17 protein-coding genes, 1 tRNA gene and 2 pseudogenes are annotated in these 21,812 nt (G+C 66.3%); 8 read left to right on the forward strand and 12 right to left on the reverse strand.

Annotation, left to right across the window (positions count from 1 at the left end; translation table 11 throughout):
• Positions 1-192: 192 nt before the first annotated feature.
• From QR77_RS21970 to ugpC, 3 genes are all read right to left on the reverse strand, one after another.
• The gene (locus QR77_RS21970; protein ID WP_040023810.1) at positions 193-915 is read right to left on the reverse strand and encodes a nucleotidyltransferase family protein; all 723 of its coding nucleotides are present in this window, start codon (positions 913-915) and stop codon (positions 193-195) included.
• A gap of 38 nt (positions 916-953) precedes the next feature.
• A complete protein-coding gene (locus QR77_RS21975; protein WP_040023813.1) occupies positions 954-1,385 on the reverse strand; it encodes a hypothetical protein in 432 nt (143 codons plus the stop codon).
• A 207-nt stretch (positions 1,386-1,592) separates the two neighbouring features.
• Entirely contained in the window at positions 1,593-2,723 is a 1,131-nt protein-coding gene (gene ugpC, locus QR77_RS21980) for a sn-glycerol-3-phosphate ABC transporter ATP-binding protein UgpC (protein ID WP_040023814.1), read from the reverse strand.
• Positions 2,724-2,927: 204 nt separating this feature from the next.
• On the opposite strand from ugpC, the gene QR77_RS21985 reads away from it, so the two are divergent.
• A tRNA-Thr gene (locus QR77_RS21985) sits at positions 2,928-3,001 on the forward strand.
• A gap of 68 nt (positions 3,002-3,069) precedes the next feature.
• Positions 3,070-3,250, forward strand: a pseudogene (locus QR77_RS48935) (mobilization protein); the annotation flags it as partial.
• Between the two features lie 335 nt (positions 3,251-3,585).
• On the opposite strand, the gene QR77_RS21990 reads toward QR77_RS48935, so the two are convergent.
• From QR77_RS21990 to QR77_RS22010, 5 genes are all read right to left on the reverse strand, one after another.
• Positions 3,586-4,167 (reverse strand): class IV adenylate cyclase, encoded by a 582-nt coding sequence (locus QR77_RS21990; protein WP_040023815.1) that lies wholly within the window; start codon positions 4,165-4,167, stop codon positions 3,586-3,588.
• A gap of 8 nt (positions 4,168-4,175) precedes the next feature.
• Positions 4,176-4,841: an SAM-dependent methyltransferase gene (locus QR77_RS21995; RefSeq protein ID WP_040023816.1), complete on the reverse strand. Its 666-nt coding sequence runs from the start codon at positions 4,839-4,841 to the stop codon at positions 4,176-4,178.
• A complete protein-coding gene (locus tag QR77_RS22000) occupies positions 4,777-5,400 on the reverse strand; it encodes an AAA family ATPase (protein WP_173476332.1) in 624 nt (207 codons plus the stop codon). The genes QR77_RS21995 and QR77_RS22000 overlap by 65 nt, the downstream gene beginning before the upstream one ends.
• Entirely contained in the window at positions 5,393-6,295 is a 903-nt protein-coding gene (locus tag QR77_RS22005) for a radical SAM protein (RefSeq protein ID WP_040023817.1), read from the reverse strand. Before QR77_RS22005 ends, QR77_RS22000 begins: the two co-directional genes overlap by 8 nt.
• A 107-nt stretch (positions 6,296-6,402) precedes the next feature.
• Positions 6,403-7,095 (reverse strand): haloacid dehalogenase-like hydrolase, encoded by a 693-nt coding sequence (locus QR77_RS22010; RefSeq protein ID WP_040028433.1) that lies wholly within the window; start codon positions 7,093-7,095, stop codon positions 6,403-6,405.
• A gap of 96 nt (positions 7,096-7,191) precedes the next feature.
• On the opposite strand from QR77_RS22010, the gene QR77_RS22015 reads away from it, so the two are divergent.
• The gene (locus tag QR77_RS22015) at positions 7,192-7,968 is read left to right on the forward strand and encodes an XRE family transcriptional regulator (RefSeq protein ID WP_173476333.1); all 777 of its coding nucleotides are present in this window, start codon (positions 7,192-7,194) and stop codon (positions 7,966-7,968) included.
• Positions 7,955-8,422, forward strand: coding sequence for an NUDIX domain-containing protein (locus QR77_RS22020; protein ID WP_040023819.1), 468 nt, complete (start codon positions 7,955-7,957; stop codon positions 8,420-8,422). Before QR77_RS22015 ends, QR77_RS22020 begins: the two co-directional genes overlap by 14 nt.
• Here QR77_RS22020 and QR77_RS22025 read toward each other — a convergent pair.
• The 4 genes and pseudogenes from QR77_RS22025 to QR77_RS22040 form a co-directional block, all read right to left on the reverse strand.
• Positions 8,410-8,962, reverse strand: a pseudogene (locus tag QR77_RS22025) (HD domain-containing protein). The gene QR77_RS22020 and the pseudogene QR77_RS22025 sit on opposite strands and share 13 nt — an antisense overlap.
• Before the next feature lie 391 nt (positions 8,963-9,353).
• On the reverse strand, positions 9,354-10,223 hold the full coding sequence (locus tag QR77_RS22030) for a hypothetical protein (RefSeq protein ID WP_040023820.1): 870 nt from the start codon (positions 10,221-10,223) through the stop codon (positions 9,354-9,356).
• Positions 10,220-15,466: a caspase family protein gene (locus QR77_RS43890; RefSeq protein ID WP_078877002.1), complete on the reverse strand. Its 5,247-nt coding sequence runs from the start codon at positions 15,464-15,466 to the stop codon at positions 10,220-10,222. The genes QR77_RS22030 and QR77_RS43890 overlap by 4 nt, the downstream gene beginning before the upstream one ends.
• Before the next feature lie 495 nt (positions 15,467-15,961).
• On the reverse strand, positions 15,962-16,408 hold the full coding sequence (locus QR77_RS22040) for an Lrp/AsnC family transcriptional regulator (protein WP_040023822.1): 447 nt from the start codon (positions 16,406-16,408) through the stop codon (positions 15,962-15,964).
• 143 nt (positions 16,409-16,551) lie between these two features.
• Between QR77_RS22040 and QR77_RS22045 the strand changes: the two genes are divergently transcribed.
• The 4 genes from QR77_RS22045 to QR77_RS22060 all read left to right on the forward strand — a co-directional run bounded on the left by QR77_RS22045 (position 16,552) and on the right by QR77_RS22060 (position 21,811).
• Positions 16,552-17,025: a rhodanese-like domain-containing protein gene (locus tag QR77_RS22045; RefSeq protein WP_040023823.1), complete on the forward strand. Its 474-nt coding sequence runs from the start codon at positions 16,552-16,554 to the stop codon at positions 17,023-17,025.
• 84 nt (positions 17,026-17,109) lie between these two features.
• A complete protein-coding gene (locus QR77_RS22050) occupies positions 17,110-19,236 on the forward strand; it encodes a transglycosylase domain-containing protein (protein WP_052488965.1) in 2,127 nt (708 codons plus the stop codon).
• 236 nt (positions 19,237-19,472) lie between these two features.
• Positions 19,473-20,414: an ABC transporter ATP-binding protein gene (locus QR77_RS22055; RefSeq protein ID WP_040023824.1), complete on the forward strand. Its 942-nt coding sequence runs from the start codon at positions 19,473-19,475 to the stop codon at positions 20,412-20,414.
• On the forward strand, positions 20,411-21,811 hold the full coding sequence (locus QR77_RS22060; RefSeq protein WP_040023826.1) for an ABC transporter permease: 1,401 nt from the start codon (positions 20,411-20,413) through the stop codon (positions 21,809-21,811). Before QR77_RS22055 ends, QR77_RS22060 begins: the two co-directional genes overlap by 4 nt.
• Position 21,812: the final 1 nt, after the last annotated feature.

Here is a 21,812-nt window from a genome sequence, read left to right on the forward strand (position 1 = left end):
GGCGGCGACGGGGGAGGCGCGGCGACCGGCGGTGGCTCCTCGTCGGGCGGCGGAGCGCAGAACCCGATCGGTGGCCTGCTCGGCTGACGTACGGGGAGAGGGAGCGGGCCGGTCACCCTGGTGGGGTGACCGGCCCGCTCTGTCGCGCGTACACGCTGCTTTCGTGCTGGGTCCCAGGCCCGGCGGACCGGCCTACGAGCGCCCGACGCCGCCGGCCAGCTCCTTGGCGGCCTCCGTGAGGTCCTTGGCGGTGTCGATGGCGCGCCAGTACGCGCCCTGCGGCAGGGGGAACCCGGCCAGTATGCGTTCGCGCGCCAGGCGCGGGAACGTCGTACGTTCATGGTCGCCGCGGTCGGGCAGCATGCCGGCGAACGCGGCGGAGAACACGTACACCCCGGCGTTGATCAGATAAGGCGACGGCGGCGACTCGATGAAGTCGAGTACATGGCCGAACTCGTCGGTCTCGACGGCTCCCCACGGAATCCGTGGGCGGGCCAGCGCGAGCGTGGCGACAGCATCGCGCTCGGCGTGGAAGGCGGCCATCTCGCGGAGCGAGAACCGCGTCCAGATATCGCCGTTCGTGGCGTACCAGGGCTGCCCGGGGCCCGGCAGGTGCCCGGCGGCGTACTTGAGCCCGCCACCGCGCCCCAGGGGCTCTGTCTCCACCACGGTGGTGACCCGCAGCGGCAGGTCCGCCGACTCCAGCCACTCCTGGAGCACTTCGGCGAGATGACCGCACGAGATGACCACGTCGGTCACGCCCTCGGCGGCGAGCCAGGAAAGCTGATGGCCGATGATCGGGGTCCCCGTGCCGGGGATCTCGACCATCGGCTTCGGCCGGTCGTCGGTGTACGGGCGCAGCCGCGACCCCTGGCCACCCGCCAGGACCACGGCCTGCGTCGGATACGTATGCATGCCGGGAACGATAGGCGGGGCGGTCAGGGAGCTTGCGGTCAGCTCCCCGCGCTCTGCTGGGACACCCCGTACGCGAACGACGTGTCACACACGGGACGCGAGAACGACTGGGCGCGCGTGGGTCCGTAGTGCGCGACGGCCGCGCGGCCGAGGGAGCGCGCGATCGACATGCAGTGCTTGGCGAGCGACGGGCGGGCCTCGATCTCGCGCTGGAGGTGGGTCAGGGCGATCCCCGGGTCCTTCTCCTGGAGTTCCACCAGGAGCTTGTCGCGGAGAATGTCCTGCGGGGTACGGGACTTGGCCCGCACCGAGGCGGTGTCCGATGCGGTGTCCGAGGCGGTCAGTACGCGCGACTCGGAGTTGCTGGACGCCCACGGAACATTGGCGACCGCGAGGGTCCCGGAGAGCACCAGGACGACGGGCAGTACGAAGGCGAGAGTTCGGCCGATACGGCGGGCTGTGTGGGTCACGCAGGCGAGCGTAGCGGCCAGTGATGAATTGGCGACATTTAGTCACTCACTCGGGGGACGGTTCGATAGGTTTTTTCGAATTGCCTGTTGACGACACCTGACCGAAAGGACGTATATGCCGGGGTATTTGGCGGCATACGCAAACGGCCCCGCACCGGAGTGCGGGGCCGTGCGGACGAATTCACACCGCTGTGCGGTGCGGGCGCGTCAGGCGCGGTCGGTGAGACGCTCACCCGTCGAGGACGAGAAGACGTGCAGCTCGTCCGGGCGCGGCACGACGTGCAACTTGGTGCCCTTGTCCGGTACGGCACGGCCGTTGACGCGGACGACGAGTTCCTTGACCTCTTCGCCGACCTGGGCGGAGCCGTAGACGAATCCGTCGGCACCCAGCTCCTCGACGACATTGACGGTGACGGCCAGACCGGCGGGCGCGTCCTTCGTCAGCGTCTTGGCCTCGACCGACTCGGCGGCGAGGTCGAAGTGCTCGGGGCGGACGCCGACCGTGACGGTCTTGTCACCCTTCTCGGTGGCGGCGGCGAGCGCCTCACGCGAGACGGGGACGACGCTGTTGCCGAACTTCACACCACCGTCGGTGATCGGCACCTCGACCAGGTTCATGGCCGGCGAACCGATGAAGCCGGCGACGAACAGGTTCGCCGGGCGGTCGTACATGTTGCGCGGCGAGTCGACCTGCTGGAGCAGCCCGTCCTTGAGGACGGCGACGCGGTCACCCATGGTCATGGCCTCGACCTGGTCGTGGGTGACGTACACCGTGGTGATGCCGAGGCGGCGCTGGAGCGAGGCGATCTGCGTACGGGTGGAGACACGGAGCTTGGCGTCGAGGTTCGACAGCGGCTCGTCCATGAGGAACACCTGCGGCTCACGCACAATGGCGCGCCCCATCGCGACACGCTGACGCTGACCACCGGAGAGCGCCTTGGGCTTGCGGTCCAGGTACTCGCTGAGGTCGAGGATCTTGGCGGCCTCTTCGACCTTCTTGCGGATCTCCGCCTTGTTCACACCGGCGATCTTGAGCGCGAAGCCCATGTTGTCGGCGACGGACATGTGCGGGTACAGCGCGTAGTTCTGGAACACCATGGCGATGTCCCGGTCCTTCGGCGGCAGGTGCGTGACGTCACGCTCACCGATACGGATGGAACCACCGTTGACGTCCTCGAGACCCGCGAGCATGCGCAGGGAGGTCGACTTGCCACAGCCGGAAGGACCGACAAGAACGAGGAACTCGCCGTCGGCGACGTCCAGCTCGAGCTGATCCACGGCGGGCTTGGTGGAACCCGGGTAGACCCGAGTCGCCTTGTCGAACGAGACAGTAGCCATGCTGATGTGTCCCCTCACCGGCAGGAACGTGCCGGACGATCCGAGTAAAGGAATGGATCCACCGCCGAAGGCGGAAGATGGGTCTAGTCCACCTGGGTGAACTGGAGGTGACGCTACCCCGCGATCCGGGATCTGTCAGCACTCCGCCCCCACCAAAATCCGTCCAGCACCCCGCCCGAACCCGGTTACACTTCTTGCGCGCGCGCCTCCTTAGCTCAGTTGGCCAGAGCAACGCACTTGTAATGCGTAGGTCGTCGGTTCGAATCCGACAGGGGGCTCCGGGAAAGGCCAGGTCAGACGTTGTCTGATCTGGCCTTTTCGCTCGCTCGGGGAATGGTGCGGTGACCGTGTCCAGCGTTCCCAGATCCGGGCCGATGGCCGCGCCGCCCACACCCCGCCCACCGCAGCCCGCGACATCGCCAACACGGCCGCCGGCCCCGATGGCAGCACTTGCCGCACTCGTCGCCACCCTGGTCTGGGCCGCCACCCTCGCCGGACGCCGACACGAAGCCCAGGGACACGCCCACTAGACCAACGCCGCCCCTCCGATTCGGCCGGAGCGACGGGGTGCCTCGAAGGAACTGGCTGATCGTTGAGCGGGATGGGATGCCAGACCTGTTCCTGGAGTTCCCCGATGCAGGGGCCGCAGGCCTACATGGGCTCCTGGGCTCCTGCGAGCGTCACTGGACCGTTCCATGGAACGCGAGTCCGCTGCTGGTCGCAGTAGAGTCGGCGGAAGCTGGCCATCCACGCTCTCGTCGGTGGCAGCAGGGGAGTGCATACCAGCGCGGGCGAACTTGGTGATCCCGTTGATCACCTGATGTGGCAGGACCGCTTCCATCGGTACAGCGCATCCCCGCGATCAGTGGACCTGGGCAGATGCTGGCGCCGTCTTCTCTTTATCTGCGAAGAGAAGGGTGGGTTCGGCGAGGATGTCGCGGCCGGCCTCGCTCTTGTAGATCTCGTCGACGCTGCCGAACCGGGCCTCGGCGTAGTCGAGTTCGAGCAGAGCCGCTGCTTGCCGGACGGATGCCTCGTCGGGTCCTTCGATCTCGACGAACGTCGGGAGGTCGGGCCAGGTGTCGAAGTCGAAGGCGACCTTGCCCAGGCGCCACTCTTCGCGGTAGTTCTCCTGGTAGCGGACCTCGCGCATGCCGACGTTCCGGAGAATCTCGGCCATGGCGTGCAGGTCCGTGACCTCGGTCTCGATCTCGGTCGTGCCGTCGATCGAGGTCGCGTCGGTGACCTGCTTGAGCGTTAGTGTCGAGCGCGTGCCCTCGTCACGCAGGCGTACCCAGGCACCGCCGTCCAGGACGTCGTTCTCGAAGATCTTGCGGGTGAGGAGGATACGCGGGAATGCCTGGACCGCACCGAGAGCGGTGAGCCGCGTCTGAAGGTCGGCGACGTTGATGGCCAGGAACTTGGCTTCGTACTCGTGCTTCATCAGTTTTTCTACCCCTGGTGGTAGGAGGAGTCGGGTGTGTGGGCCGCGAGGAGCAGACCCATCCGGTGGGTGTGGTCCTGGAGCTGGCCGACGTGGGCCCGCTCAGTGAATTCATTCGTGCGCAGGGCCAGCAGTACATCCCAGTCACCGATGAAGTGGCCCCTCAGTTTCCCGGGCGACGTGTAGTGCTCGATCAGGTGATGGCGCTGTTTGACGGGCATCATGAACTCCGCACCGAACAGGCCACCGGGCCGCACCATCCCCTGCATACGGGTGACGAACTCCCCGAGCGGGCTGTGGTGGTTGGCACTGTAATGCCACGAGCAGCTCGTCCAGACGGCGTCGCATTGTATCGTCAGCGGCTCGCCCTCGAGGAAGTCCTCCTCTACGATCTGCACCTGGTCGTAGAGGGCCGCGAGTTTGAGACGGTCGATGAGACCCGTCGTGTGGGCGTGTTCGTCACCCGGAAGGTGGACCTGGCCGCCGTGCAGGGCGAGCGGGTCGCGCTCGATGGCGATGACGCGATAGCCGGCGGCTGCCAGCGGCAGGATGAATCTGCCGTCGCTCGCACCGATGATCGCGATGGTGGCTCCGGGCGCGGTTCGCTCCTCAACTGCGGCAAGGAACTGAGGGAAGAAGGTAAGGGTGTGTTCCCACAGGCTCTGCGTTTGCACGGCGGTGGGCTCCTTGCATGTCGGTGGCGAGGATCGTGCGACAGACTTCGCCGGGCGTGAGCCCTGTGGTGTCGACACGGTGCATCGGGAACTGGGCGTAGGCGCGGGTGATCTGCTCGGCGGCGTCCTCCGCGAGGACGTCCCAGCGGGAGACCGGTTTGTTCCGGTGAGCGAGGCGCCGCCGGCGCTCGTTCTCCGCGCAGACCAAGTAGTAGGTGGTGGGTTGCGGCACTTCGGCGGGCAGCTCGACGTCGATGCCAGCACCGAATGCGCGGTGGTTGGCGAAGCATCGGGCGAAGTAGCTCTCCACGACCACTGGATTGCCGGCGATGAGATGGCTCCGGATCTGATCGACTGCGGTCAGTAGCGCGGAGAGGTAGAAGCACATCCGCGCGTCGACGTTCGCGCGCGTGTCCATCTCCCGTCTCAGGGGTTCGTAGAGGGGCGGCATGGTCGGGACCAGGACGGCGTCGCGGGATGCCGCCAGCATCGGTGCGATGGTCGACTTGCCGGTGCCGCGAAGTCCTTCGAGGCTCTCGAACCGCGGGTGGTCAGGCACGGCCGTAGACGACATCCGGCACCGCGAGGGTGAGTTCGTCGGTGGCGGACGGCCGGTGGACGATGTGGTCGGCGGTCTTTTCGTACCAGAAAGCGTGGGAGTCCTTGCCGACGGCCTTGCAGGACATGGTGAGCGCTCCACGCGGATCCGCCTCGATTCGCTGGATCTCGACGGGCCCACCCGCAGGGGTGCAGATCTCGGGAGCGCCGTCCTCGGACAGATCCTCGTCGACGATTACTTCAACCGTCAGCTTGGCTGCCTGGAGCTCCTCGCGCAGGCGGGCGTAGGCCGTGGTGTCGGTGACCAAGAGTTCAGGATGAGCGGCGGCGTTGCCGACCGGCCGGAGGCAGTGGAGCTTCAACTGGCCTACGTCGAAGTGCTCCAGGGTGCGTGCCAGCGGCAGCACTTCGCCGATGTTGCGGGATGTGACCGTCATGGTCGCGCCCGTACAGACGCCGAGTTGCCGGGCGAGGTCGAGCGCGCTCAGCGCGCTCTGGTAGCTCCCCGCCTTGCGGGTGTGGTCGTTGGTCGAGCCAATGCCCTCCAGCGAGACCCGCAACAGGTCCAGGTGCGGAGCGATCTCGGTCAGCCGGGGCTCGATCCGGTAGCCGTTGGTGCAGATCTCGACCCGCAGACCCAGTTCCTGCTTGGCCTGCTGAACGACCTGGGCGAGGTCCCTGTAGACGAACGGCTCGCCGCCGAGCAAGGTGACGGCCTCCGCACCGTACTGGTCGTGCATGAGTGTCATGAGGCTGATCGCCTCCTCAGCGGTGAACGCGTCAGCGTGCTGAAGTCGCTTGCCGTGGAAGCAGTGCAGGCACTCGAAGTTGCAGCGGTACAGCAGTTGTAGGTACAGCATCCGGATCCTGCGGATCCCGGTGACTTCCCCGATCACGTGATCCTCCTTCGGCCAATTGCCTGGTGGGAGACCTGATGGTGGCGGAGGGCATGAGGACCGCATCACCGCGTATAGGGACGCACCCGGGACGTCCTGGGACGTTTTCAGCGTGCTGCGAAGGTGTCCAGGATCTGGAGAAGATGCGCGGTGTCTGACAGATCCGGCATTACCTCGGAGGCGCCGGCAGCAACCAGCTCCTGCGGAGTATGGATACCCGAAGCGACAGCGATGATCCCGGAGCCCGTGGCGAGAGCCGCCTCGACATCCCGTGGCGTATCCCCGACAAGCACGACGGGGGCGCCATCACGCACGCCTCGGAGACGCTGGGCACGTTCCCGAGCGACGGCCACCAGGTCCGGCCGCTGGAGAGCGTCGGCGCCATAAGCACCGACGGACAAATCCAGCAGCGGGTTGAGGCCGAAGGCCGACACCTTCACATGGGCGTTGGCCGCGATATTGCCGGTCAGCACCGACGACACCCAATCGGCCTGTGCGGACACCGCCTTGAGGATCTCCCGTACGCCGGGCAGAGCGGACCCGCGCCGCCGGAGATCCTCGAAGCGTTCCTCACCGGCGCGGGCAAGTGCGGCCTCGACAACTGACCAGTCCAGCTCGGGCAGACCATCCAAGGCGAACATGTCTCGCATGATCAGGCGATCCGTACGGCCCTCCGTCCGCGCCGGCCGTGTCGGAGCAGCACCTGCCAACGCCGCGAAGGCGGCAGCGTAGATCTCCTTGCTCACCCCTGAGTTGTCGATGAGCGTGTGGTCGATGTCCCACAGGACGATGAGCTCCATAACGCCAGCGTAGAAGCCCTCCCGCAGCGTCAACTCCAGAGGAACGTCCCACAACGTCCTTGCCTCGTAGCCTCCGGCTGGGCTTGTATGGCTTCCGTGAACGAGCGACTCCACTCCGTACTCGCCCAGCGCGGCGTCCCGCCCGAGTCGCTCGCCGAGGTCTGCGAGGTGGACCCCAAAACCGTCGGCCGCTGGCTCGGCGGGCGTTTACCTCACCCGCGGCACCGCTTCCGGGTCGCCCAACACCTGCGGGTGGAAGAGAGCTTCCTCTGGCCCACGCCGCAACCAGTCATGGGCAAACCAGGCGCAGGGCTGGACACCAAACTCGTAGGCACCTACCCGAACCGCGCTAGCGTCCCCCGCGACACCTGGATCTCGCTCCTCCAACAGGCCCGGGACGAGATCGGCGTACTCGTCTTCTCAGGAACCTTCTTCGCCCAGTCCAACCCCCACGTGGCCAAGATGCTCGCCGAGCGGGCAGCCGCCGGCGTACGGGTACGCCTGTGCTTCGGCGATTCGAACGGCCAGGCAGTCGCCATCCGGGGCCGAGAGGAAGGGATCGGCGGAGACACCCTTGCCGCCAAGATCCGCGCCTCGCTGACCTACTACCGACCTCTGCTGTCCGAGGCGGGTTGTGAAGTCCGGCTGCACGACACCACGCTCTACACCTCCCTGTTCCGCTACGACGACAACCTGCTCGCCAACCCACACATCTGGGGCCAGCCGGCCAGCGCCAACCCCGTTCTCCACCTCAAAAGGGCTGATGCCACGGGCTGGTTCGACAACTACGCTCAGAGCTTCGAAGATGTCTGGGCCAGCGCGCGGCCCTGGACGCTCAGCCAGGAGGGGACCACCGCACATGGGCAGGACTGAGTACTACAACGACCCCGAGGCCCCCAAAGCGAACACCCTCATCCCCGCCAACAACCTGCTTGTCGTCGACGCCAGCGGCGCCATCCTGCTCCAGCGCCGCCGCGACACCGGCCAGTGGGCACTGCCCGGCGGAGCCCAGGACATCGGCGAGACAGCGGCCCAGTGCGCGGTACGCGAATGCCTGGAAGAGACCGGCATCATCGCCGAGATCACCGGCTTCCTCGGCGTCTATACGAACCCGAACCACATCGTCGCCTACACCGACGGCGAGATCCGCCAGCAGTACGAGAACACCTACATCGGCCACCCGCTCGGAGGCGAGCCCACGATCAACGACGAGGCCGACGGCGTCCGCTTCATCCAGCCCACGGACCTTGACCAGTACGACATCCACCCGAGCATGCGCCAACAGATCGGCGACTACCTCGCCGGCACCTACCCCTACCTCGGCTGACCTGCCAACACCGCCTCCACCCGCTCCACGGCAGCGAAGATCTCCGGAGTAGCACGACGAATGAACCGCCCCACCAAGCTGTCAGCCCCGTAACGGCCTACGATCTCTGCGACTCGGGCCTCAACAGTCGTCTGGTGGCCATCAGGCGTGGTCGTCATGTCGCAGTAGACCAGCGCGTCCACCAACAACGGCTCGTCCAGCAACGGAAACTCTGCCTCCAGCACTTCACGCAGCGCGCGTTCCTCGGCCTCCCAGCAGCGCGAACGTGTGATTCGCAACCAGCCGCACCAGCCGCGCATCGGCACCGTGGACGTCCCTGAGGAACCGAGCACCATCCAGCGGATGGAACCTCGTCAGCGCCAGTCGCGGCGCATAGCCCACGTCGTGCAGCGCCGCAGCGGCGGCCAGAAGATCGGCATCATCTCCCAGGACCTGCCCGAGGCCGATCGCTCGGCGAGTAACACCCTGAGAATGTGCCCATCGCCGAGGAAGCGCGACGCCGAGTTCCGCCTTGCTCGTCCTCAGCGCCCAGTCCACCATTGACCTCTCGATGGTCTGGCTCCTTTCTCAAACAACGCTCACCCAATACATGAGACGCCTCTTTCAGGATGCGCTGACACATCCGGGAGGGCTGCCCGTACGAGCCATGCCGGAGTCGGAAGTCCTGCGGGCCCCGTCACCATGGCATCCGGGCCGCACAGTGGTCTCAGTCCTGGTCTCAGTCAGATGCGTTCGAGACCGTTCAGAAGGTCACTCGTCGCCCCCTACGCCGACCGCACGACGGCCAGGGGCGACGCCGCGCCTAGGTTTCAGTGCAGTCTCATTTATTCGTGCGAAATCGGACGCTCTGAGGCGGAGGTAGGCGTCAGCCCCGTACTGTCAGGCGGCATGCCGTCGCGATGGGCATCGTTTGCGCTCGCAGCGTGGCCCCTCATGAGACTTCGGAGTCGCCGTCGCGTAGCACGTCGGCTATGACCATGCCGGTCTCTCCGGCGGTGAGATATGGGCGTACATCGTGCGCTTTGGATCCGTTGTTGACCAGAACATCACGGATGCGGTCTCCAAAGGACGGCGCCAACTCCTTGGTCAGGGCGACGGCATCGCCTGCGTCGGCGATATTGATCCAGCGCTTCACCGGAGCCGGCCATCTTGCGAAACCACCGACAGGCGGAGGCGTAAGCCGCTCGAAGACGAGGTTATGGACGGCCAGCGGGGACCCGAGGGTGATCAATGTCAGGTCGGGCCAGTTCGGGTGGGCGCAAAGCGCCTCGTATGCGACCACCGTGCCCAGGGAGTGCGCGACGATCGCCTCCGTGTCCTTGGTGATGATTTGGGCCAGCCGTTCCTGTACGGCGGAGCGTACTTCCGGCTCAGTGAAGTAACGCCGTACCTGGCGGGCGCTGCCGATCATGGCGCGTTCGCTGAGGCCGGAGAAGAATGCGGAGTGGCTGAGCGCGTCCAAGGCCCGCTGGATCAGGAGGGGGGTACGCAGTCGGGTCGCGGTACCGGGACCGACAACCCGCGCCTCCTGTTCGGCCGCCGACGTCCACCACTGGAGCAGCAGGTTGCGCTCAAGGCCGTCCTGTACGTCAAAGGCATCGAGCTCAGGCTCACCAAGCCCACGGTGTCCGGCGAATCGGAACAAGTCTCCATAGAAAGCCATCGAGACCTCGTTGCGATCCAGTCCCGAATGCCCCGCCAATGCGACGCCGTCGTTCAGCGCCGGGTACCAGTCGGAGAGAAGCGTCTCCGGGCCCTTCACCTGTTGGGCGATGCCATGCACGAGAACGAAGCGGGTCATGAGATATCCAGATGGGGGGTGAGGTTGAGATGCAGCGCGATCACTCCCATATCGGTCGCTACGCATATCCGTCCGCCACCATCTATCGCGATACCACTGATGCCGCTGCCGATATCGAGTTCAGAGATCCAGGACGAGGCGGTCATGTCCCAGACTCGAATGAGTCCATAGCGGTCTGCCGCGACCAAGGTGGGTGAACCATTGACGGCTGTGGCACGGATCGCTCGGACCGTGGAGGGGAACGGCTCAAGATCGACACCGATGTCCTCTGCGCGTGAGGCATCCCAGCACCGCAGACGCCCGTCGCCTGCTCCGGAGATGACTACATCGCGCGTACCCCAACGAGTGATCTCTAAGCCGTAAGCACCCATTTTGTGGCCGCTGAGAGGATCGCCGAGTTGAATGCCGACACCCGGATCCCACAATCTCACAGTGCCGTCATTGGATGCACTGGCCACCACCGTGACGCCGCCTATGGCTCCCGACCGCAATGTATTCACTTCGTCAGTATGGCCTGACATCGGAGAGCACAGAGGGGTCTGGTTGCGTAGGTTCCAGGCTTCGAGTCTGAAATCTGTTGCAACAGAAACGATGGCAACCTCGTCGTCCTCCATTGGCAGTAGGCACGCACGCAAGGCTACCCCTGCGCGTTTCCCGAGATGGCGGCGGGAGGATAGATTCCACACTTCTGATTCCATCCAACCGCTGCGCGCAAGTATATTTGCACCATTCGAAAAAATAGCCATGGCGTCATATGTTATCGGAATTGAGGATGTAAGGTGAGCTGCCACTTGATGGCCTCCACTCAAATCGTGGGTGCGCACCACACCATCGACAGCGGTTGTGATGACATTGGCGCTGCCGTCATCGGAAGCCAGGATGTCGACCGACACCAATTCGTGGGCCCGTTCCGCAGCGCACAGCGGCTCTCCGATCGGACGTGTAGCTGCAACGTCCCAGACCCTCACATCGCGAAATGTGCCAAAAACTCCCAACGAGGTTCCGTCAACATGTACGAGCAAGGGTGCTGGAACGTAAGAGCTCTGGGATGAATACGAAACCCGTGTGTGCCCCTCCATCGGAGCCCCCAGTGGTTCGGCCGTTTCTAGATCCCATATGCGGGTGGTCCCATCGCGAGAGATCGTCACCACGACTGAAGCTCCCGCAATACGGCCAAGCATGCCAGTCATTACCACAGATGTGTGTCCGAGGAACGGCCCCCCTACCAGGTTGCGGTCCAGCACGTCGTAGATGTAGATCGTATTGCCTGCTTGTGTCGAAAGAACTACCGGCCGCACGCCGTGAAAGGCGACGCCGACGACCCGTGCAGAAGGGCTGAGGTCCTCCACGGTGAAGTGCGTACGCGGTCGGACGGGCCATGCAGTGTCGCGTCCGGATACCTCCCAGAGATATGCGTGATCCAAGGAGGTTGCCAGCAAGACCTCGATCCCATGGGCGGCGGAACGTACGGTCAGGTGAAAAATGCCACCGATATGTCCGCCCAGAGGATGGCCAACCGGAGTTCCGGATGTGACATCCCAGATCCGTACTGTGCCATCCTCGCTGCCAGTGACCAGGATGGGTGCGGCATCCAATTCTCCGAAGGCGACACAACGCACTGCGTTAGTGTGCCCCAGGAGGGGCGATACCAAGGATGTCCCCTGGAATGGATCCCATAGCCGTACAGAAGTGTCGGAGCCGCCGGTCGCGACGATGACACGGGCGCCGAAGACTCCCAAAGCGACTGCCGAGACTTCGCCGAAATGACCTTCCATGGGGATGCCGACCTGGGTGCGCGTACGCAGATCCCAGAGCCTCGCAGTCGCGTCCTGTCCCCCCGTGACGATCAGGGGTCGGCCCTGTACCTCGCGTGAGGCCATGCATCTGACAGCCCGGGTGTGACCCTCGTCCGGTTGATCCGCAGTGAGGTCCCAAATACGCGCCGTGCGGTCCTGACTGACTGTGACAGCGAGGAAGGCGCCTCCATGAGCGGTGAGAGCTGCTGCCCCGATGTATTCGACATGGCCGCGCAGTGGATGTGCCAGTTGTTGGAGTGTCCGTAGATCCCATAACCGTGCCTCATGAACACCGCTGGTCAATACGACCGGGCGCCCCTCGAACTCGCCCGTCACGGCGGAGGCGACCCCGCTCTTACTCCAGTGGACGTGCGCCGTGACCGGTTCGCCGATCTGCCTACGATCGGTAAGGTCCCATCGACTGAGCATTCCTGCCGCATCCCCGACCAGTGCTACAGCCCGGCCGTCGAGCTGCGCTACAGAAACTGCGGTCACCGCGTCGGCCGGGCCGATGAGCGGACTCCCATCGATGTACGCGTTTCCACCGTCGAATACCTCGCTCAAGTCCCAGACGTAGACGGCCTTGTCTTCACCCCCCGTAATGGCCACCGGCCGCCCATCCAGTTGACCTAAATCGGCGTCTCGGACCGTACGTTTGTGAGCAGCGAGGTCTGCACCGAGTTGCCGCCTTTCGATCAGGTCCCAGATTCGCGCCGTGCCGTCCGCGCTGGCTGTCAAGACCACGGGGCGCCCATGAACGGTGCCCACCGCGATGCTTTCAACCCGGTTGGTGTGCCCGGTAAGAGCGTGCCCGTACTCCTGACCGGCTGAGAGATCCCAAATCTTTACAGTCCCGTCGACTGCCCCGGTGAGGGCCACCGTGTAGTCGCCCAACTCTCCGATTGCAACGGCGCTCACTGATATGCCGACATGTAGGGGTTCACCGATCTGCCGCTGTGAGGCGAGGTCCCATACACGGACGGTCTCGTCAGCGCTGCCAGTCACCGCGATGGGACGACCGTCGAGTGCCCCGACCGCGACGCATCCGACAGTCTTGGTGTGGCCTTGAAGTAACCGGTGCACTCCACTGGTCGACCACCAAGCCCACCGAGCAGACCATGGAAGGGTGATCCCGAGTTCGTCGATGCGGTCAGCGAGCTCGTTTGCCTCACAGCGGCGGGCCGACAGCTGCAGATCAGCGGCCCGGTCACCCACGGCGTGATCACTCGTCAGACGGTGCGCGACTTGCTCGTAGGAGCTGCGGACCCGTCTGGCGCTATCACCTTCGATCGAGGCGAACGCCCTTAAGAGAGCGAGCGGCTCGCTGGCAAGCAGGAATCCCGGGTCCTCGATGAGGGGGGCGAGGCTCCCTGCCGCAGCTGCATGCGTGGATAGGTACTGCCGGACGTATGGGACAGCTGCGAACCAATCCGGTTTGGCTCCGGCAGTGATGGGGACGAGGGAGCGAAGTGCCTCGACGACCGACTTTTGGATCTCCTCAGGGGGCCGATCCGCCGTCGCGCGCAGGTGCTCAGCCAGTGCCTTGTGATAAAGCCGATAGACCGAACGCCGGTCATCGTCGATGACCTCTGCGATGTACGCCTCGGCGACGTCCAAGGCCCAAGAGACATCTTCCTCCGAGCAGCGCACGCCGGAGATCACCGTGCTCATCGCCGTCCAGGTCCGACCTCGAGGCAACCCCTTGCCCTCCGAAAACGCGAGGGCATTCAGCATTCGGCGGACCCGCGGCTCGTCCGGCCCGAAACGGGCAAGGTAGTCGTCGAAGGCTTCGCCGACCTCGCTCGGGAGCTGTTCCGCCCAACCGGGTTGACTGACGTCCACCGGAATCCCGTCCGACCGCAGGGTGCGCGCCGTCGTCCTGGCATAGAGATAGACGCCAGCAGCCTTCTCGGCGACGCCCCGAGCGACTGTCCGAGCGAGTTCGCGTAAGCCGCGGTATGGAGTGCGTACTTCGGCCTCCTCGCTCGCCAGCAGGACCCGAGCGACGTAGCCAGCCACGTCGTCCGCACTCGCGCGGTACTGCGGCTGATCCAAGTCCATGCAGACAAATGTGGGACCCAGGGGGCCGACCAACTCGTGGCGCGTCCCAACCAGAAGGCGCACACCCTGAATCTCTGACATGGGCCGGAGTAGTTCCCTGGTGATCCGGCGGGGCTCTCCGTGACCTCCGGCATCCGCGGCGGTGTCCGAGCCGGCTTCGTCTACCGCGTCGACAACAATGACCAGCGGCAGCCCTTGTCGCCCCCGTCTGGTGAGCTCCTGCAGGAGTGCGGCAGCACCGTCTGCTTCGACCTCAAGAGCGGTGGCGAGCCGCTCCACCACCTCTTCGAGCCGCTTGTGGCGGGCGTGCACGGCAGCCGTAACACACCCGGCAGGCACCACGGTCGTGGGGTCGACGCCAGCCAGATCGAGGCGGTCCCGGTATCGACCGTCCGACAGTGCAACGACTCTTCCCAGGACTGCGGACTTCCCGCAGCCAGGACTGCCAGTGACGACTCTGCCTCTGCCATCGCCGTCGTCAGATGTCAGCCAGGCCACCAGTTCAGACAGCACCTGCACCCGCCCGCTGAAGTACAGGCCCTGTTCCGACTCGAACTCCACACCGCGCGAGCGGGGACCGAAGTGCTCCGTGAGGTCTCTTGAGGCGACCCGGCGCTGTACCTCCAGGTCGGTTCCGATCGGCGGCAGTTCATCCGTGTACCCCCTGTTCGGCAGGAATGGAGCCAGGCCGGTGACGAGACCGCAGGCCAGCTCTGCGCGCTGGCCCAACTCATCAACCTCGAACCGCTCGTTGACCGCCTTGATTAGTTCGGTGAGGTCGAGATATCGCTGCCGCTGACCAGTGCGCCCAGTAGTCGTTTCTACGGCCTCGGTCAAAGCGGCCACGAACGCCCCGTCTTCGGCAACATCCTTCCTGCGGGCGGATGCAAGAAACCACAAGCCCGTCGAGTCGGCATCCGCGTTCCGATAGGCGATCGTCCGCAGTGCGATCGCCGAGGCCTCAGCACCTCCGGCACTGCCGGCACAGGTGTCGAGAATCAGCAGGAGGTGGCGGAGGTTGCCCCGGCACAAGATGCGCACCAGATCCTCGGTGGCCAGTGCCGTGGTCGCGAGATCTCCGTCACGTGAGTCCCAGCAGAGCAGATAGTGCCGGTCACGCTCCTCTACCGAGCCGTGGCCGGCGAAGTACACGACCACCACGTCATCACTGGTGAGAGCGGTGTCCTCCGACCAGTGCGACAACTTCTGCCGGACTTGCTCGGCTCCGTCGTAGTTGCCGAGCCCAGGCAGCACGGGTTCGTACCCAAAACAGGTGAAGAGCTCTCGCGTCGCGCGAACATCGGTAGGTACGAAGTGCAACTGCTCGTCCTCCGATAGATAGCGGTACCGACCGCTCCCCAACGCTATGAAGAATCGCCTACCCACTTGACCGCCCCACCACGAAGTTCACGAGCTTGTGGAAACTGTAGCGACGAGATTGCACGCTGCACTCGCCAAGTCGAAGACTTGTCCCACTCGTCAGCGCTGTGGCCGTGCCGACGTCCGTAGCAAAGTCCAGACGGCCGTACGGACACAGACTGTCTTTACGAGGGGCGTCGATCGCAACGGCTGACGTCATCCGAGCATGTCGCCAACTAACCTTTTTGGTCTCATTCGCCGGCGTTCACAGGCACCCGAATGCCTGTCTGCCGACCGCTTCCCGGTAGGTCAACGGGGGTCTGGATGCGTGAGGACGAGCTGATATGGCGCGCACAGTTTTGTACCAACCAGCATGCGACATGCCTCTGACCTGGGGTTCAATGAAAGTGCCGCTGAGATCGATCTTGCTGGAGTTGGCCTATCTAGTCGGCGCTTCAAGCTGACGGGACACGACGCGGGCTCTCGGCGAAGGCGTGGGAGACGGGCCGGCTGGTGGGGGTGTCAGTGGCCGACGGGGCGGCGGGGGAGTGGGGACGAGTAGACGACGCTGGTCGTTACGGAGCCCAGGCCGCCGATTCGGCCGGTGAGTTCTTCCAGGTGGCGCATGGAGCGTGCCGCGACCTTGATGATGAAGCAGTCGTCGCCTGTCACGTGGTGGGCTTCCAGGATCTCCGGCATCGCCCTGACCAGGTCGTGGAAGGGTTTGTAGTTGCCGTTCGGGTAGCGCAGCCGTACGAACGCCATGATCGTCAGCCCGACCTTGTCCGGTTCCACGACCGCCGCGTAGCCGCTGATGATCCCCGCCTCCTCCAGCCGGCGTACGCGCTCGGTGACCGCGCTGGCCGACATGGAGACGGTACGGGCGAGGTCGGCGAAGCTGGTCCGGCCGTCGCGTTGGAGGGCGTCGAGGATGCGCCAGTCGAGGGCGTCCAGGGAAATCGCGGTCATGGGCCAGAACTAGCACGGTTTCCCCGGCGGTGGTGAGTGGGGGCCGTGGATCGGGCCTTCAGAGTGCTGGTTCCGGCCCGTAGATTCTTGGTCGTTGACAGCAGCCGGACCCCGTCGCCCGGCATCAGGAAGGGACCTGTTTCATGACCGCGACCGTCTCGAACCCCGTCCTCGGCGTCGCCCCCGCGGCACCCGCCGAGGCCGCCGCCCACTTCCGCGCCTCGCTGCGCTTCCACGCCGACGTGTCCGACGTCGCCGCCGCGCTCACGGGCGGCGGCGACCCGGGGGTCGTGGTTCTCGACTCCCGTTCCACTCAGTCCTGGGACCAGGGGCACATCCCCGGCGCGGTCCACCTGCCCACCGCGCTCATCCCCGAACAGGCCGGGGACTTGCTCGACAAGTCGGTGCCCGTCGTCACCTACTGCTGGGGGCCGGGCTGCGACGGCGCCGCCCGTGCCGCCCTCGCCCTCGCCGAACTCGGCTATCAGGTCAAGGAGATGCTCGGCGGGTTCGAGTACTGGGTGCGCGAGGGCTTCGCGTACGAGACCTGGCGGGGCCCGGAGCGCCGCGACGCCGACAGTCTGACCGCTCCGGTCGCGGGCGGTTGTGGCTGTTGATTCCGCCGTCGCCCCGGCCCGGCGGGGGAGCGGCTCCATGCACCAACGCCGTTGGCGCTGATCCGAGTTCAGTAGTGTGTGCGAATGCACGATGACCAGTCGGGCCGTGTCAGTGCGCCTGCGAAGAAGCGCTTCATCGACTATCCCCGCAACAACGCCTCGGGCCTTCGGCGTTGGGTGCCGTCCTGGAAGTTGACCTGCGCTCTCGGGGTCGGCTTCGTCGGCGTCGTGCTGGGCGGTGGGGCCGTCGCGTACGCCGTGGTGGAGGTGCCTGGTCCCAGCCCCGCCTCCCAGGCCCAGAGCAACGTCTATTACTGGGCCGACGGCACCCCGATGGTCTCCACCGGGGGTGAACTCGACCGGCAGATCATCCCGATCGGGGAGATCCCCGAGGCGATGCAGAACGCGGTGGTGTCCGCCGAGAACAAGTCCTTCTACACGGACTCCGGCGTGGACCCGGAGGGCATCGCGCGTTCCCTGGTCGGTCTGGCCCAAGGCGGTCTGGCCCAAGGCGGTCTGGCCCAAGGCGGTGAGACCCAGGGCGGTGAGACCCGGGGCGGTTCCACCATCACCGAGCAGTACGTGCGGATGGCCCGTTCCGGCGACCAGGACCCGAGCCTGTCGCAGCGGGCCAAGGAGGTGCTGATCTCTGCCAAGTTGGGCAGCACGACGCCGAAGACGGACATCCTTGCCGGCTACTTGAACACCTCCTACTTCGGCCGCGGCGCCTACGGAATCGAGGCGGCGGCCCGCGCGTACTACGGCGTGGGTGCCCGGCAGTTGAACCCGAGCCAGTGCGCGTTCCTGGCGTCCCTCCTCAAGGGCCCCACGCTGTACGATCCGGCCGGCAACATGACGCTTGACCCTGCCGCCACTCCCGCCGCCAACACCGCCCGCGCGAAGTCCCGTTGGAAGTGGATCCTCGACCAGATGGCGGCGGACGGCCCCCTGAGCGCCGCGAAGCGCGCCACGTACACGCGGTTCCCCATGCCCGACCCGCCGAGCAAGCAGTCGCAACTCAGCGGCCAGATCGGTTACTTGGTCGAGCTCGCGAACGCGAACTTCCTCAGCGGCAACACCCGGGGCGTAACGGCCGACGACCTGTCCAAGGGCGGCTACGAGATCCACACCACCTTCGACAAGAAGAAGGTCGGGCAGCTTGAGCAGGCCGTCAAGGACGTCCGCGCCAAGCACATCGACCCCAAGAAGCGCCCGGACACGGACACGTACGTTCAGTTCGGCGGCGCTTCGGTGGAGCCGGGGACCGGCAGGATCGTCGCGGTCTACGGCGGGGAGGACCCCACCCGGCACCCCACCGACAACGCCGACCAGACGGGTGTCCAAGTCGGTTCCGCCTTCGAGCCGTTCGTGCTGGCGGCCGGGATGGAACACGGCGTACGGGACCCGAAGGGCGGCGAGACACAGCCCGACGCGAAGCGCACACGAGTCACCCCGGACACGAGCGGCTACAGCGCCACGAACAGGCTGAAGATCCGGAACTACGACGGGTCGGTCTGGACCGACGGGAACGGCAAGGAGTGGTTGCAGACCAACGACTCCGATGAGAACGTGCCGCAGCCGGTCACCCTGCGCAAGGCCATGCAGGACTCCCTCAACTCGCCGTTCGTCCAGCTAGGCATGGACGTCGGGATCCCCACGGTCCGCCAGGAGGCCGAGGACGCGGGCCTGCTGGCGAGTTCGCTCGCCCGGTCCGACGTGCCGTCGTTCTCGATCGGCGACTCCGACCCGAGCGCCCTGCGGATGGCCGGCGCCTACGGCACGTTCGGGGCCCACGGCCAGCAGCGCGACCCGTACTCCGTGGAGAAGGTGGTCAAGGGCGGTCAGGCGGTCTACCAACACAAGGACAAGCCGAACGGGGCGATGCCGGCGCGGGTCGCGGACGGCGTCACGGACGTCCTCAAGACCGTGGTCAAGAGCGGTACGGGTACGAACGCCCAGGTCAAGGGGGTTGAAGTGGCGGGCAAGACGGGTACGGTCGACGGCAGCAAGGCTGCCTGGTTCGTCGGGTACACGCCGCAACTGTCGACCGCCGTCGACATGTACCGGCTCGACGACAACGCCCAGGCCGGCGGCCGGAGGTTCCTGGCGATGTACGGGACGGGTGGCCAGGCCGAGACGCGCGGCGCACCGATCCCGTCGGAACTCTTCAAGAACTACATGACCGCCGCCCTGCACGGCACCCAGGGCTGATCTGCCGGAACTTACGGACGCCGTCCGCCGCTCAACTTGTCATCCGGGCGGGGGCGTCGAGGCACGTTCGGAACCCGGTTCCAGGCTGCTGAGCGGTCGGCGACCTCAGCGCCGCATCGGCTCCTCGCCCCGGCCGCCGGTGCCCATCTCCTTTCGTTCCCCGATCGTTCAACTCGTTGTCCCTGACTTGGATGTATGCCGCACCTACAGTCCCTAAGGCTTCAAGAAAGGGACTCATGGACACTCTCCCGGCAACCCGGGCGCGCGGGATCACCAAGGCTTTCGGCGACGTCGTCGCGCTCGACGGCATCGATCTGGATGTGACCCAGGGTCAGATCCACGGCTTGGTCGGACCGAACGGCGCCGGCAAGACCACATTGCTCGGCCTCCTGCTGGGTCTCGCCGTCGCCGACAGCGGGGACCTGGAGATCCTGGGTACCCAGGTCGGGCGGGCGCTCGCCGCTCCGGAGGGTGTCGCCGGTTTTGTGGACGGGCCGGGGCTCTACCCGTCCCTCACCGCTCGGCAGAACCTCGCGGCGCTGGCCGCTCTGCGCGGTCGCGAGGCGCGGACGACGGGCATTGACGAGGTGCTCGACCAGGTCGGGCTCACCGATGTCGCCGACGACCGGGCCCGCGGCTTCTCCCTCGGGATGCGACAGCGGCTCGGGCTCGCCGCCGCGCTGCTCACCAAGCCCCGGCTTCTCGTGCTCGACGAACCTTCCAACGGCCTCGACCCGGCCGGCAAGAAGCACGTCCACGGTGTGCTCGCCCGGCTCGCGGCGGAGGGGACCAGTGTGGTGCTCTCCAGCCATCGCATGGACGACCTTGAGGCGCTGTGCTCCGAGGTCACCATCCTCGCCACCGGACGGGTCGTCTTCTCCGGTCCGCTGAGCAAGCTGGCCGCCGAGAACCGCGAACTCGACTACCGGGTGCTCACCTCCGATCCGGCGGCCGCCCGCCTCGTGGCCGCCGACACCGCCGGGATCCAGGTCGTCGACGACGCCGCGGCCCGGCGCGACGCCGAGGTGCTCGTCGTACGCGCCCAAGTGCCCGCACTCGACGAGCTGGTGGTGCGCCTCGTACAGGCGGGGATCGCGTTGCGTGAGTTCGCGCCCGTGGTGTCGCCGCTGGAGGCCGCGTTCCTCGCCCTCACCGAGCAGCAGGAGACCGTCCGATGACCGCGACCGTCACCCCCGACCACCACACCCCCGACCACCACACCCCCGTCCACGACGCCCCCGGTCACGACATCGTTGTCCGCCCCGTCTCGGTGGCGCGCTGCTACCGCTTCGAGCTGGTCAAGTTCGTCTCGCAGTGGCGTATCCGCCTGGTGATCCTCGCCTGCTGGATCGCGCCGGCGCTCTTCGTCGCCGCGGTGAGTCAGCAGGACTCGCTCCCCGTCGACACCCTCTTCGGCCGCTGGATGCACGCCACGGGGTGGGCCGGCCCGCTGGTGGTGCTCGGCTTCGCCGGTACGTGGGCGCTCCCGCTGCTGACCTCGCTGGTGGCAGGCGACGCGTTCGCCTCCGAGGACCGGCTCGGTACGTGGCGCCACCTGCTCGTCGCCGTCCGGTCACCCCGGCGGATCTTCGCCGCGAAGGCGCTGGCCAGCCTCACCGTCATCCTGCTCCTCGTGGCCGGGCTGGTCTGTTCCAGCGCGGTCGGCGGAGTGGTGGCGGTCGGCAACCAGCCGCTGGTGGGCCTCGACGGGCACCTGTTGACGGCGGGCGACGCGGCGGTCAAGGTCCTGCTCGCCTGGGTCTGCGTACTCGCCCCGACGCTGGCCCTCGCCGCGATCGGACTGCTCGGCTCCGTCACGCTGGGGCGCTCCCCGATGGGGCTCCTGCTGCCCGCGCTCGTCGCGCTCGCCATGCAGCTCGTACAGATGCTGCCGCTGCCCGTGGCCGTGCGCCTCGCCCTGCCCGGGTACGCCTTCATCTCCTGGAACGGCCTGTTCACCAGCGTTCCGCAGCTCGGCCCGCTGCTGATCGGCATCGCGGTCAGCCTGGTGTGGGCCGTGGTCGCGACCGTGCTGGCCTATCTGCTGTTCGTACGGCGGGACTTCACCAACCTCACGGACGACGGCTCGCCGCGCCGCGCGATCACCGTCGGCGTCCTGCCGCTCGCCGGACTGCTCGCCGTGACCGTCGGGATCGTCGCCGGGACGACCGGGGCCACCGGCTCCGGAATCGAGCAGGCCAAGGTGCAGCGCTCGGTCGCGACGGCGTTCGCGCATCTCTATCGGCAGCAGACCGAGGAGCTCAACCGCCCCGCCGTCACCGAGACGCAGCTCAAGGCCACGGCGGCGTGCACCAAGGGCGACGTCGCTGACGGTGCCGAGGGCGCGGGCAACGACTGGCGCTGCGTCGTCTCCTGGCACCTTCCCGACGTCGCGGCCACGGGCATGGCCATCTACCAGCTCGACGTCACTCCGGACGGGCGGTTCGCAGCCGACGGCGACGGACCGAAGGAAGTGAACGGCTACTTCCTGGTGCGCACCCCGATCGGGGACGCACCGAACCCGCTGTGGCAGTTCGACGGAAATGTCGAACTGCTTGACACCACGAAGGGTTGAT

Source organism: Streptomyces sp. 150FB, assembly GCF_000818195.1.
Classification (GTDB): Bacteria; Actinomycetota; Actinomycetes; order Streptomycetales; family Streptomycetaceae; genus Streptomyces.